Annotated in this window: 10 protein-coding genes, 2 tRNA genes and 2 pseudogenes; 4 read left to right on the top strand and 10 right to left on the bottom strand. The window is 70.0% G+C overall.

Annotated elements, in window-relative coordinates; genetic code table 11:
• Window positions 1–124: 124 nt before the first annotated feature.
• From clpX to AB0915_RS35185, 5 genes are all read right to left on the bottom strand, one after another.
• Window positions 125–1,423 (bottom strand): ATP-dependent Clp protease ATP-binding subunit ClpX, encoded by a 1,299-nt coding sequence (clpX, locus tag AB0915_RS35165; RefSeq protein WP_366694942.1) that lies wholly within the window; start codon window positions 1,421–1,423, stop codon window positions 125–127.
• Between the two features lie 157 nt (window positions 1,424–1,580).
• The gene (locus AB0915_RS35170; RefSeq protein WP_358859026.1) at window positions 1,581–2,273 is read right to left on the bottom strand and encodes an ATP-dependent Clp protease proteolytic subunit; all 693 of its coding nucleotides are present in this window, start codon (window positions 2,271–2,273) and stop codon (window positions 1,581–1,583) included.
• Between the two features lie 50 nt (window positions 2,274–2,323).
• Window positions 2,324–2,929 carry an ATP-dependent Clp protease proteolytic subunit gene (locus AB0915_RS35175; protein ID WP_358859087.1) on the bottom strand — a complete coding sequence of 202 codons (606 nt, stop codon included), beginning with the start codon at window positions 2,927–2,929 and terminating at the stop codon, window positions 2,324–2,326.
• Between the two features lie 298 nt (window positions 2,930–3,227).
• Window positions 3,228–4,622: a trigger factor gene (gene tig, locus AB0915_RS35180; protein ID WP_366694943.1), complete on the bottom strand. Its 1,395-nt coding sequence runs from the start codon at window positions 4,620–4,622 to the stop codon at window positions 3,228–3,230.
• Window positions 4,623–4,772: 150 nt separating this feature from the next.
• A tRNA-Pro gene (locus AB0915_RS35185) sits at window positions 4,773–4,849 on the bottom strand.
• A 165-nt stretch (window positions 4,850–5,014) separates the two neighbouring features.
• Between AB0915_RS35185 and AB0915_RS35190 the strand changes: the two genes are divergently transcribed.
• A tRNA-Gly gene (locus tag AB0915_RS35190) sits at window positions 5,015–5,088 on the top strand.
• Between the two features lie 97 nt (window positions 5,089–5,185).
• Here the strand turns inward: AB0915_RS35190 and AB0915_RS35195 are convergent.
• Entirely contained in the window at window positions 5,186–5,380 is a 195-nt protein-coding gene (locus tag AB0915_RS35195) for a hypothetical protein (protein ID WP_037698756.1), read from the bottom strand.
• 204 nt (window positions 5,381–5,584) lie between these two features.
• Between AB0915_RS35195 and AB0915_RS35200 the strand changes: the two are divergent.
• Window positions 5,585–5,806, top strand: a pseudogene (locus AB0915_RS35200) (hypothetical protein); the annotation flags it as partial.
• A 6-nt stretch (window positions 5,807–5,812) separates the two neighbouring features.
• Here the strand turns inward: AB0915_RS35200 and AB0915_RS35205 are convergent.
• From AB0915_RS35205 to AB0915_RS35215, 3 genes are read right to left on the bottom strand one after another with little or no spacing between them, the layout of a single operon-like run.
• Window positions 5,813–6,319: an HD domain-containing protein gene (locus tag AB0915_RS35205; protein ID WP_366694944.1), complete on the bottom strand. Its 507-nt coding sequence runs from the start codon at window positions 6,317–6,319 to the stop codon at window positions 5,813–5,815.
• Between the two features lie 9 nt (window positions 6,320–6,328).
• Window positions 6,329–8,812 (bottom strand): FtsX-like permease family protein, encoded by a 2,484-nt coding sequence (locus AB0915_RS35210; protein WP_366694945.1) that lies wholly within the window; start codon window positions 8,810–8,812, stop codon window positions 6,329–6,331.
• Complete coding sequence (locus AB0915_RS35215; protein ID WP_366694948.1) at window positions 8,812–9,567, bottom strand: ABC transporter ATP-binding protein; 756 nt, start codon at window positions 9,565–9,567, stop codon at window positions 8,812–8,814. The genes AB0915_RS35210 and AB0915_RS35215 overlap by 1 nt, the downstream gene beginning before the upstream one ends.
• A 224-nt stretch (window positions 9,568–9,791) precedes the next feature.
• Between AB0915_RS35215 and AB0915_RS35220 the strand changes: the two are divergent.
• Window positions 9,792–9,990: pseudogene (locus AB0915_RS35220) on the top strand (cation/H(+) antiporter); the annotation flags it as partial.
• 126 nt (window positions 9,991–10,116) lie between these two features.
• On the opposite strand, the gene AB0915_RS35225 reads toward AB0915_RS35220, so the two are convergent.
• Window positions 10,117–11,262 (bottom strand): PP2C family protein-serine/threonine phosphatase, encoded by a 1,146-nt coding sequence (locus AB0915_RS35225; RefSeq protein ID WP_366694946.1) that lies wholly within the window; start codon window positions 11,260–11,262, stop codon window positions 10,117–10,119.
• 105 nt (window positions 11,263–11,367) lie between these two features.
• Between AB0915_RS35225 and AB0915_RS35230 the strand changes: the two genes are divergently transcribed.
• The gene (locus AB0915_RS35230) at window positions 11,368–12,600 is read left to right on the top strand and encodes a GNAT family N-acetyltransferase (protein WP_366694947.1); all 1,233 of its coding nucleotides are present in this window, start codon (window positions 11,368–11,370) and stop codon (window positions 12,598–12,600) included.
• Window positions 12,601–12,711 lie beyond the last annotated feature (111 nt).

Consider the following 12,711-nt stretch of genomic DNA (forward strand, 5'->3'; position numbering starts at 1 on the left):
GCGCTTCAGCGCCGTGTCTCCGCATGGATATCCGCGTCATGGAGTAGGTTCCCGACCGCCGACGGGGCGCCCGCCCAGTTGACTGGCCGGGCGCCCCTTCGTGTACGTCTTGCTGCCGCAACCGCTACGCGGACTTCTCGTGCCGTCCGTCATCGCCCTTGCCGATCGTCCGCGGCTCGCGCGGGACCAGGGTCGGGTTGACGTTGTTGCGGACCACGTCCGCCGTGATGACGACGCGGGCCACGTCCTTGCGGGACGGCACCTCGTACATCACGGACTGGAGGACCTCTTCCATGATGGCCCGCAGGCCACGCGCGCCGGTGCCGCGCAGGATCGCCTGGTCGGCGATCGCCTCCAGCGCCGGACGGTCGAAGTCCAGCTCCACACCGTCGAGTTCGAAGAGGCGCTGATACTGCTTCACCAGCGCGTTCCGCGGCTCGACGAGGATCTGCAGCAGCGCCTCGCGGTCCAGGTTGTGAACCGAAGTCAGCACGGGGAGACGGCCGATGAACTCGGGAATCATCCCGAACTTCACCAGGTCCTCCGGCATGACCTCCTGGAACTGGTCGCTCGCCTCGATCTCGCGCTTGGAACGGATCGTCGCGCCGAAGCCGATGCCCTTGGCGCCCGCCCGCGATTCGATGATCCGCTCCAGACCGGCGAAGGCACCGCCCACGATGAACAGCACGTTCGTCGTGTCGATCTGGATGAACTCCTGGTGCGGGTGCTTCCTTCCGCCCTGCGGCGGTACGGAGGCGGTGGTGCCCTCCAGGATCTTCAGCAGCGCCTGCTGGACGCCCTCGCCGGAGACATCGCGGGTGATCGACGGGTTCTCGCTCTTGCGGGCGACCTTGTCGATCTCGTCGATGTAGATGATCCCGGTCTCGGCCTTCTTGACGTCGTAGTCCGCGGCCTGGATCAGCTTCAGCAGGATGTTCTCGACGTCCTCGCCGACATAGCCGGCCTCCGTCAGCGCCGTCGCGTCGGCGATGGCGAACGGGACGTTGAGCATGCGGGCCAGCGTCTGCGCGAGGAGCGTCTTGCCGGAGCCCGTGGGGCCCAGCAGCAGGATGTTGGACTTGGCCAGCTCGATGCCGTCGTCCCGGCCCTGCGCGCCGCCGTTCTCGCCCGCCTGGACCCGCTTGTAGTGGTTGTACACAGCGACCGAGAGGGCCTTCTTCGCGGGCTCCTGACCGACGACGTACCCCTCGAGGAACTCGTAGATCTCGCGCGGCTTGGGGAGTTCCTCCCACCGCACCTCGGAGGTCTCCGCGAGCTCCTCCTCGATGATCTCGTTGCAGAGATCGATGCACTCGTCGCAGATGTACACACCGGGACCCGCGATGAGCTTCTTCACCTGCTTCTGGCTCTTTCCGCAGAACGAGCACTTGAGCAGGTCGCCGCCATCACCGATGCGTGCCACGAGGTGCTTCCCCTTCGCCTGGGAGCAGCTTGGTTCAGCGGCTCCTGGTGCCTCTATCCGACGGTACCTTGCCTGGCCCTCCGTTCGGGCCCCCCTTGGCGCGGTTCACACAGCAGCGACCGTGTGAAACCACCGCACCAAGGGGCAAAGGCCGACGTCAGGCGGCCGCTCCGGCCGCGCTCTTGCGGGTCGACACGATCTGGTCGACGAGACCGTAGGCGAGGGCGTCCTCGGCGGTCAGGATCTTGTCGCGCTCGATGTCGTCGCGGATCTTCTCCAGCGGCGTGGTGGAGTGCTTGGCCAGCATCTCCTCCAGCTGGGTGCGCATCCGCAGAATCTCGTTGGCGGCGATCTCCAGGTCGGAGAGCTGCTCACGGCCGGTCTGCGAGGACGGCTGGTGGATCAGCACACGGGCGTTGGGGAGCGCCATGCGCTTGCCGGGCGTGCCGGCGGCAAGCAGGACCGCGGCGGCGGAGGCCGCCTGGCCCATGCAGACCGTCTGGATGTCCGGCTTCACGAACTGCATCGTGTCGTAGATCGCGGTGAGCGCGGTGAACGAGCCGCCGGGGCTGTTGATGTAGATCGAGATGTCACGGTCCGGGTCCATCGACTCCAGGCACAGCAGCTGCGCCATGACGTCGTTGGCGGACGCGTCGTCGATCTGCACGCCGAGGAAGATCACGCGCTCCTCGAAGAGCTTCGCGTACGGGTCGTACTCCCGCACACCCTGCGAGGTGCGCTCCACGAAGCGCGGAACGATGTAGCGGTTGTCCACCTGCGGGCCGGTGTAGAGGCCGCTGGCGGAGGCGCCGGGGAGGCCGGGGTAGTTGCTCATGTCGGTGTTCACCATCCTGGTGGCGTTCTGAGGGTGTGGGCTGTGGGCTGGGCGGACAGAGGGGCTCAGGCCCCGGTGCCGCCGCCGCCCGGAACGCCCGATGCGGCGGAGATGATCTCGTCGATCAGCCCGTACTCCACGGCCTCCTCCGCCGTGTACCAGCGGTCGCGGTCGCCGTCGCGGATGATCGTCTCCACGGTCTGGCCGGAGTGACGGGCGGTGATCTCCGCCATCCGCTGCTTCGTACGGAGCAGGTACTGCGCCTGGATCTTGATGTCCGAGGCGGTACCGCCGATGCCGGCCGAACCCTGGTGCATGAGGATGTCGGTGTTCGGGAGCGCGAAGCGCTTGCCCGCAGTGCCACCGGTCAGCAGGAACTGGCCCATCGAGGCCGCCATGCCCATACCGATGGTGACCACGTCGTTCGGGATGTACTGCATGGTGTCGTAGACCGCCATGCCTGCCGTCACCGAGCCGCCGGGGCTGTTGATGTAGAGGTAGATGTCCTTGTCGGGTTCGGCGGCAAGGAGAAGCAGCTGCGCCGTGATCTTGTTGGCGATCTCATCGTCGACCTGCTGACCGAGGAAGATGATGCGCTCGCCGAGCAGTCGGCTGTAGACCTGGTCGCCGAGGCCACCACCGAGGGACGGCTCTCCGGCGGCGTAAGGCATCAGATTCGTCACGTATCCACCTGCTCGTCTCTGACGGCTCCGGCCGTCTCAGCGTCTTCGTACCGGGCGGGCGGGGACTCCCCTGCCCTTCCTATTCATGGACCCTAACGCGCAGGTAGGACAACGCCATCCCGCTTCCGCAACTGTTCGCTGGGAGCGCAAGCTGGGCAGTGCGCACAAGGGTTCCGCGGCACCGGGCGGGGAGTTCGGGGCCGGCTGCGCGGGAGCCTGCCGCGATACGACGACGGGCTCCGGACGCTGAGCGTCCGGAGCCCGTCGCGCGGGTTCAGCGCGAGGCTCAGGCCTCGTTCTTCTCCTCGGCAGCGGCCTCGGTGGTGCCCTCGGCGGCCTCGACCGTCTCGATGGCCTCCTCGAGCTCCTCCTCGTCCTCCAGCTCGACGACCTCACCGTTGGTGTCGACGACCTTGGCGGCCTCGACGACCACAGCCAGCGCCTTGCCGCGGGCGACCTCGCCGACGAGCATCGGCACCTGGCCGCCCTCGACGACGGCCTGGGCGAACTGGTCGGGGCTCATGCCGGAGGAAGCGGCGCGCCGCATGAGGTGCTCGGTGAGCTCCTCCTGGTTGACGTTCAGCTTCTCCTTGTTGACGAGCTCGTCAAGGATGAACTGGGTCTTGATGCCCTTGATGGCCTGCTCGGAGGTCTCGGCGTCGAACTCCTCGACCGTCTTGCCCTGGATCTCCAGGTACTTCTCCAGGGTCAGACCCATCTGGCCGAGCTGGTGGTGCTCCAGGTTGTGCTTGCGGGTCTGGACCTCGTCCGCGAGCAGCTTCTCGGGGATCGGGACCTCGGCGAGCTTCAGCAGCTCCTCGAGGACGCGCTCCTGGGCCTGGGTGGCCTGGTCGTACTGCTTGGTGTTCTCCAGGCGCGTACGGCTGTCCGCCTTGAGCTCGTCGAGCGTGTCGAACTCGCTCGCCATCTGGGCGAACTCGTCGTCCAGCTCCGGGAGCTCACGGGCCGCGACCGCGGTGACCTTGACGGTGACTTCGGCCTCCTTGCCCTCGGCCGAGCCGCCCTTCAGCTCGGAGGTGAAGGTGGCCTCGCCACCCGCCTCCAGGCCCGTGACAGCAGCGTCGATGCCGTCGAGGAGCTCGCCGGAACCGATGGTGTACGAGACACCCTCGGCCACGCCGTCCTCCAAGACCTCGCCGTCGACCTTGGCCTGCAGGTCGATCGTGACGACGTCGCCCTCGGCGGCGGCGCGCTCGACCGGGTTGGTGGAGGCGAAGCGCTCGCGGAGCTGCTCCACGGCCTTCTCGACCTCTTCGTCGGTGACCTCGAGGGCGTCCACGGTGACCTCGATGCCGGAGTAGTCCGGGATCTCGATCACGGGGCGCACGTCGACCTCGGCGGTGAAGGCCAGCAGCTCGCCGTCCTTCAGCTCGGTGATGTCGACCTCAGGCTGGCCCAGGACGTTGAGCTCACCCTCGTTGACCGCCTCGGTGTAGAACTTCGGGAGGGCGTCGTTGACGGCCTCCTCCAGCACAGCACCGCGGCCGAACCGCTGGTCGATGACCCGGTTGGGGATCTTGCCCTTACGGAAGCCCTTCACCGTGACCTGCTGGTTGATCTTCTTGTACGCCGCGTCGAGGCTGTCCTTGAGCTCCTCGAAGGGCACCTCGATGCTGAGCCGAACCCGAGTCGGGTTCAGGGTCTCCACGGCGCTCTTCACGGTTCGGTCTCCTTGGTGGCTGACTTCTTGGGGTTCTGCTCGGCCACCGGACAGCGGCTCCGCGGATCGAGCCCGGTACATCAGACACACGGGCACGCATTTTGCATAGTAACGGCACGGGGGATGACTCCCACAATGCGATCTTGCTGGTGGTCGGGGTGGCCGGATTCGAACCGACGACCTTCCGCTCCCAAAGCGGACGCGCTACCAAGCTGCGCCACACCCCGTCGGTGCGACACGTAGGGTACATGCCGAGAGGCGGTGCACAGACCGCTTTTCGGGGGCGGCGCGGAACGCGGCACCCCGTGCCACCACCATGTGTGCGCAGACCGTCCGCGACCCGCTACGATGCTCTTCGTGCCGCGGTCCTCGTGACCTGCGGTGCGGTGCTTGCGGGCGTAGCTCAATGGTAGAGCCCTAGTCTTCCAAACTAGCTACGCGGGTTCGATTCCCGTCGCCCGCTCCATGCCACTCAGGGCCAGGCCGGAGGAGATCCTCCGGCCTGGCCCTGATGCGTTCGGCGACCCCCGGTGACCCACCCCACGGGGCCGGCCGACGGTGCGTCAGAAGGAGATGTTGCTGATCGTCTCCGCTATCGAGTTCATGAACCTGTTGATCGACGGCGCCATGCCGGTCGATGCCAGGAAGAAGCCGAAGAGCACCGCGACGACCGCGGGTCCGGCCTTGATGGAGCCGCTGCGGATCAGGACCACCAGGATGATCGCCAACATCAGCACCACAGACAGTGAAATGGCCACGACTGATCACACCCTTGGTCGGTCCGCCTTGCCGGCCCGGAGGCGCGCATCCCGGCACTCCTCCGTTACGTCCATCGTGCCATCAACTCCCCCGTGGTTGCTGCCAGGTGACGCATCACACTGTCCGGATCTCGCCAACCTCACGCCCCCCGCGCGCGAGGGGAGCACCACCCTTCCGGCACGTCCGCCGGCGCTCCACCGGACTGCGGCTATCTGCTGCACGGGTTCCTGATCAAGGGCGTCGGCTTCGCCGGGGTGTTCGACCGGTACGCGTGGCTCTCCGAGCCGGGCGGCCTGGTCCTCGTCTCCCTGGCCGCGGCCGCCGCGGTGACGGTGATGTGTACGCCACCCGTACGGCGGGTGCTGCGTTTCGCCACCGAACCGGACATGGACTGGGCCTTCCGGCAGGACGCCGCCAGGCTCTGAGTGGATTCAGTCGCCCGCGGTGTTGGCCGGATCCGGCCGGTCGGCGGGCGGTTCGACGGCGGTGAGCCCGAGCAGCGCGCGTACCTGCGCATATTTCGCGGTCAGCCGGGTACGCGTCGCCGGGTCCAGTACCGCGAGGCGGTCCGGATCGGCGTTGTGCGCGAGGTCGGACTCCTTGATCAGCAGGGCGCCCGGGGTGGCGAGGATGCGCCGGGTGTACGAGGCGAGGTCCTCGCCGTCCCGTTTGGTGACGGCGAGGATCATGTCCTTGACCTGTTGCGGCAGGGCCGCGCGGGCCAGCCACTCCCCGGACAGCACCTCGTCCTCGACGGCGTCGTGCAGCCAGGCCGCCGCGATCTGTTCGTCGCTGCCGCCCCTGGCCCGAACCCCCTCCGCGACGGCGGCGAGGTGTTCGGCGTACGGGCGTCCGGCCTTGTCCTTCTGATCCGCGTGGGCCGCACGGGCGATCGCCTCGACTTCTGCCAGGGTCGGATTGCTGCGGGATGCGGGCATGGGCCGACTCTACGGACGTGCGGCTGTCCGGCGCAGGACGGCACGGGCCGGTAGCGTGACGGCGGCGAGGCCGAGGCCGACGATCGCGGCGACGAACGACCCGTACAGCACCGGTGGAATGTACGGGGCTTCGCCGGTCAGGCCCTTCATCATCGGATTGAGCGTGGCCAGCGCGATGCCCGTACCGATCGCGATTCCGGCCACTGTGACGAGCAGCGCCTCCCAGCGGATCATGTCCATGACCTGGCGGCGGGTGGAACCGACGAGGCGGAGCATGCCGAGTTCGCGGCGGCGGTCGAGGACGGTCATGACCAGCGTGTTGACGGCGGCGACGGCGGCGAATCCGCCGAGAACCGCGGCCATGGTGGTGTTGGCCCAGGCGTTGAGCTCACGGTCCTGGCTCCGTGCGGCGGCGTAGCCGGACGCGTCGGTGACGGTGCCGAGCGCGGTGAGCTTCCGCGCGGCGGCCGGGGTGGACCGTACGAGGACGTCGGAGGCGTACGGCGAGGTGACATGGGTCCGTAGGTCGGCGGCGGGCAGGGTGACGAGCGACACACCGAGGCCGCGGCCGTAGACGGCGACGATCCGCGGGGATGCTCTGGTGCCGTCCGGCAGCCGCAGCGCGAGCCGGTCGCCCGTGGCGACATGCGCCGATTCGGCGAGTGTGGTGTCGATGGCGACCGTGCCGGGGCGCAGTCGGGTGAGCGATCCCGTACGGACGTCGAGGTCCTGGACCTCGGTGAGGTCGTGCACCGATCCGATGACGCCCTGGGCGGACGCGCTCTGCAGCCACCGGTCGCCGCCGCTGCCCACGGGGACCAGGACGGAGGCGCGGAGCAGTCCGACGGCCGTGGAGACGCCGGGCGTGGCGGCGGCGCGGGCGGTCGCGTCGGAGGCGAGCCCCGTCGGGGCGGAGACGATGTGGTCGGCGGTGATGCCGTCGCGCTGCTGGTGTGCGATCACGCGTTCCTCGCTGGTGTGCATGAAGACGAGGGTCGAGGCGAAGGCCATGGCGAGCACGATCGGGGTGATCGCGGAGGCCAGCCGACGGGAGTTCGTAAGGGAGTTGGCGGCGGCCAGCGAACCGGATGCCCCTGCGGTACGCAGCGGGACACCGAGGACGGCGGTGCAGAGGCGGGCGAGCAGCGGGCCGAGCAGTCCGACCGCGAGCATGAAGAGCATGACGACGCCGAGTGCGGCGTTGGCCGCGTCCTCGCCGGTCGCGGAGGCGGCGAAGCCCGCGAAGAGCGCACCGCCGATGAGGGCGGCGATGCCGAGCGGTGTACGGATCCAGCCGAACGGGGCGCGTTCCACGGCGGACTGGGCGAGGGCGAGGCCCGGCTTGGTCTTCGAGGGGCGGCGGGCGGCGGCGTATCCGGCGCACAGCGCGGTGACCATGGTGGTGGCCGTGGCGACGGTGAGCGGCAGCCAGGAGATGTGCAGGCCGACGGCGTCCGGGACGGCACCCTTCGCCCGGAGTTGACCGAACCACCAGTGGGCCAGGGCGATTCCGGGCAGGCAGCCGAGGGCTCCGGCGAGCGGGGCGACCAGCAGCGACTCGGTGGCGATGGTGCGGCGCAGTTGGCGCGGGGTGGCGCCGATGGCGCGCAGCAGGGCGAATTCGCGGCTGCGCTGGCCGACGGAGAGGGCGACGGTACCGGCTGCGGTGAACACGGCGACCATGGTGGCGACCCCGCCGAAGGAGCCGCCGATTCCGGTGAGGAGCTCCTTGGCTCCGGCCAGCCCGGTGTCCTCCACGGCGCCGCGGTCGTCGCCGGTGTGCACCTGGGCGGCTGCGGTGCGGCCGACGGCCCGGGTGACCTGGTCGGCGAGGGTGGCGGTGGGGGTGCCGGGGGCGGCGAGCACGGCGATGGCGTCGACGCGGCCGGGGTGTCCGGAAAGGGCGACGGCCTGCTGATCGGTGAACCAGACAGTACCTGCCGCGGCGTCGGTCGTGCCCGAGATGCGGAAGTCCCGTACGCCTGCCGGGGTGTCCAGGGCGATGCTGTCTCCGACGCGGCTCTTGGCACCGGTGGGAACGACGACGTCGCCGGCTTCCGGTGCGTCGCCGGTGAGCAGCCGCGTCCCGGTGAGGGCGGCGGATCCCCAGCCGTGTGCGGTCAAGGGTGTGCGGTCCAGGTGTACGCGGAAGGTGACGTCCCCGATCGCGGTCGCCGCGCCCGGAACCGAGGCGGCCTTCCGTACCAGGGCTTCGGGCAGCCGTGCGGTGTCCGGGAGCGGGGTCGTCGCGTCGGATGCGTCATCGCCGCTGCCGGTCCTCAGATGCACCTGCTGGTCCGCGGCGACGAGCACCGGCGCCTTCGCATAGCGCTCGGCGGGTACGGAGGCACGGATTCCGGCCTCCAGGAGGATGCCGCAGGCGGAGACGATCGCCGCTGCCATCAGGAGCGCGACGAAGGTCCCCACGAACGAGGAGGGCTTGAAGCGGACGGCCGCGCGGGCGAGACCGTTCGGGAGGTGCGGAGTGAACATCAGGCTGCTGCTCCCACGTGGGCGGGGGCCGTCAGTGCGGTCATCCGGGCGGCGATCTGCTCGGCGCGGGCACGCGGCAGGCTGTCCGCGATCGAACCGTCGGCGAGGAACAGCACACGGTCGGCGTAGGCGGCGGCCGCGGGGTCGTGGGTGACCATCACAACGGTCGCGCCGAGGCTGTCCACCGCGTGCCGCAGCAGGGCGAGGATCTCGGCCGCGGTCGTGGTGTCCAGTGCGCCGGTCGGTTCGTCGGCGAAGACCACGTCGGGGCGGGTGACCAGGGCGCGGGCGATGGCGACGCGCTGCTGCTGACCGCCGGAGAGCTGGCCGGGGCGGCGGTTCCCCTTGTCGCCGAGTCCGACCCGGCCGAGCATCTCGGCGGCTTCTTGGCGGCTGCGGGCGGAGCCGGTGCGCCGACCGGCGAGCCTCATCGGCAGGACGACGTTCTGCTCGACGGTCAGCGACGGGAGCAGGTTGAACGCCTGGAAGACGAAGCCGAGGCGGGTCCGGCGCAGCTCGGTGAGCTTGTTCTCGCTCATGCCGGTGATCTCGGTGCCGCCGAGGCGTACGGAACCCTCGGTGGGGCGGTCGAGCCCGGCCGCGCACTGCAGGAAGGTCGACTTACCGGAGCCGGAGGGGCCCATCACGGCGGTGAACGTGGCGCGCGGCAGGGCGAGGTCGATGCCGCGCAGGGCGTGGACGGCGGATGCGCCGCGCCCGTACTGCCGCCGGACACCGCGCAGTTCGACGGCCATGTCCGAGGAGCGGTGCAGCCCGTCGGTGTGCGCCGTGTGCTGCCCGTCCTGCGCGCCCTGCCTGGTGCGTCGCAGTCCCATGATGTCCGCCTTCCGTAGCCCTTCGTGAGCGGGTGTCGCTCGTGCCTTTGAACCTACGGATCACAGGTGGGCCGGAACCATGGCGGCTGCTGGCGGATCGGGGGTAGGGCAAACCCCACCGGGGCACTCCAGTCCTGCCGAAGTCGGCGAACATCTCCACCACGCTGCCGGCCCGCGGCGAGTTCGCGCTCATCCTCGCCACGATGGCCGCGGCCGCGGGCGCGGGGCTGGACGAACGGCTCTCCCCGTTCATTGCCGGCTATGTCCTGGTCCTCGCCGTCCTCGCACCACTGGCCCACGGGGCGGTCCCACTGGCCGGTCCGGGTCCTGCCGAGGTCCTGAGCGGGTCAGCCGCTCTCCGGGTGCGGGCCACCGCGTCCCGCACCCGGAGAGCGGCCGTGCCCCACGTTCGGGTGGCGAGGCGACTTCCCTTGACGGAAGCCCGGTTCGGGGCGGTGACAAACGGGTTCAGTGGCGGCGGGACAGGAGCAGCAGCGCCCGGTCGTCGTTGACATCCTTCGCACACGCCTCGATCAGATGCCAGGCCGCACCCTCGAAGCCGGTGACGACATAGCGGTCCGCCTCGCCGGTCAGCCGGTCGATACCATCCGCGATGTCCCGGTCGGACGCCTCCACCAGACCGTCCGTGAACAGCATCAGGACATCACCGGGGGCCAGCGAGCCCTTCACCGCGTCGAACTGCGCCCCGTCGTACACCCCGAGCAGCGGGCCCTCCGCGGCCATCTCCTCCCAGTGGCCGCTTCCCGCGTGCAGCTGCACGGCAGGCGGGTGGCCCGCGGAGAGGAGCTCGTAGTCACCCGATTCGAGGTCCAGCACCAGGTGGATCGAGGTGGCGAAGCCCTCGTCCCAGTCCTGGCGGAGCAGATAGCCGTTGGCCGCGGCCAGGAAGCCGTGCGGCGGCAGTGAGCCGAGGAGACCGCCGAAGGCACCGGACAGCAGCAGGGCGCGGGAGCCCGCGTCCATGCCCTTGCCGGACACATCGGTGAGGACGACCTCCAGGGTGCGGCCGCCGTTGGTGCGGGCCGCGACGACGAAGTCGCCGGAGAACGACTGGCCACCCGCGGGGCGCAACGCCATTTCCCGGTGCCAGCCCTGCGGCAGGCGTGGCAGGGCGCTCTGCACCCGGATGCGTTCGCGCAGGTCGAAGAGCATGGTGCCGCCGCGTCGCCAGGGGACTCCGACCCTGGCCCGGAACTGGGCGAGGATCAGACCGAGGAAGCCGCAGGCCGCGACAACCAGGACGGTGCCGGGGGTGACGTGGGCCGCCCCCCGCCCGTACGGGCCGAGCGCGATGGACTCCACGATCAGGGCCGCGGCAGCGGTCGCGTACAGCCCCAGCAGACTGGCCGGCCGCAGCAGCAGGCCGCCCGCGACGATCGGCAGCACGAGCGCGGCCGGGGCGCACCACACCGCGTTCAGCAGCGTCCCGCAGGTGATCGCCGGGATGGTGAGCAGCAGTCCGGCCAGAGCGATCCAGTCGGAGCCGTCGCCACGGAAGTAGTCGACCCCGGATTTGCGCAGCGCGATGCGTGCCCGGTGCGCCGATTTCCGCAATCGGGCCGGGTACGAGTCTGCTCTTGCGCGACGGGCCATTGCTCGGACCTTATCCACCCGGGCGCCTCCGGTGCAGGGGGACCCCTGTGACAATGCGTTCGAAAACGGGTCGCCCGTCTGCCGTACCCCTGGTAGGCATGGCATATGACTACTGAGTTGCGGGTGCTGCGTCCGTCCGATTGGAACGAGTGGTTCGACAGTCTGGAACTCGCCTTCGGCGGAGTCGCCGAGTCTCCGGAGGAACGCGAACTCTGGAACGCGCTGACCGAGCACGAGCGGTCGATCGGTATCTGGGACGGCTCGGACGTGGTCGGTACGGCGGGTGCGTTCAGCTTCCGGCTGCCCGTACCGGGCGGGGCGCTGGTGCCTGCGGCAGGGGTGACGATGGTGAGCGTCGCGGCCACGCACCGCAGGCGCGGGCTGCTGACCTCGATGATGCGGCGCCAGCTCGACGACGTGCGGGCCCTGGGTGAACCGCTCGCCGTGCTGGCGGCTTCGGAGCCCGCGATCTACGGCCGGTTCGGGTACGGAGCGGCCACGAAGCAGATGTCGCTGGAGATCGACACGGACCGGGTAGAGCTGACGGTGCCGGACGGCACGGACGGGACCCGCCTGCGGTACGCGAAGCCGGACGAGGCGCTCGCCACGATCGAGGGCGTGTACGGGCAGCTGGTGGCAGGGCGGCCGGGCGCACCTGCGCGCGGTCCCGGCTGGGAGCGGCAGGCGACGCTCGACCCGGAGGGCGCGCGGCAGGGGGCGTCGCCGCTGCAGTGCGTGCTGGCGGAACGGGACGGTGGGGTGGTCGGGTACGCGACCTTCCGTAACAAGCCGGCCTGGGACGGTGGGGTCCCCAGGGGCCGGATCGTGGCGGAGGATGTGTCGGCCCTCGACCCGGCGGCGTACGCGGCGCTCTGGCGGTTCCTCTTCGGGATCGACCTGACGTCGACGGTCGAGGCACGGAACCGGCCGGTCGACGATGCCCTCCTGCATCTCGTCTCGGACGTCCGGCGGTGCAACATCAAGGTGCGCGACGGACTGTACGTACGGCTGGTGGACCTGGGTGCGGCGCTGGAGGCGCGGGCGTACCGGGCACCGGTGGACGTGGTGTTCGAGGTGACGGACGCGTTCTGCCCCTGGAACGAGGGGCGTTGGCGGCTGACGGCCGACGCGAAGGGGGGAGCGTCGTGCAAGCGGACGGACGACCCCGCGGATCTGGCGCTTTCGGTGCGGGAGTTGGGGGCCGCGTACCTGGGCGGCACATCGATGGTCTCGCTGGCGCGGGCCGGCCGGGTACGGGAGTTGCGGGCGGGGGCGGTCGACGAGGCCTCACTGGCGTTCTCCTCGGCGGTGGAGCCGTGGCTGCCGCGGGGGTTCTAGGGCGTGTTTCGAAAGTAGCGTCGTCCGCCCGTAGGGCGGGCCTGGCGGCGTCTGGTGCGTGCGATCGCAAGGCGGAGGGTCGCCCCGATACTGGGTGTATCGGGGCGAGCC

The sequence above is a fragment of the Streptomyces sp. NPDC048411 genome (assembly GCF_040704695.1).
Classification (GTDB): Bacteria; Actinomycetota; Actinomycetes; order Streptomycetales; family Streptomycetaceae; genus Streptomyces.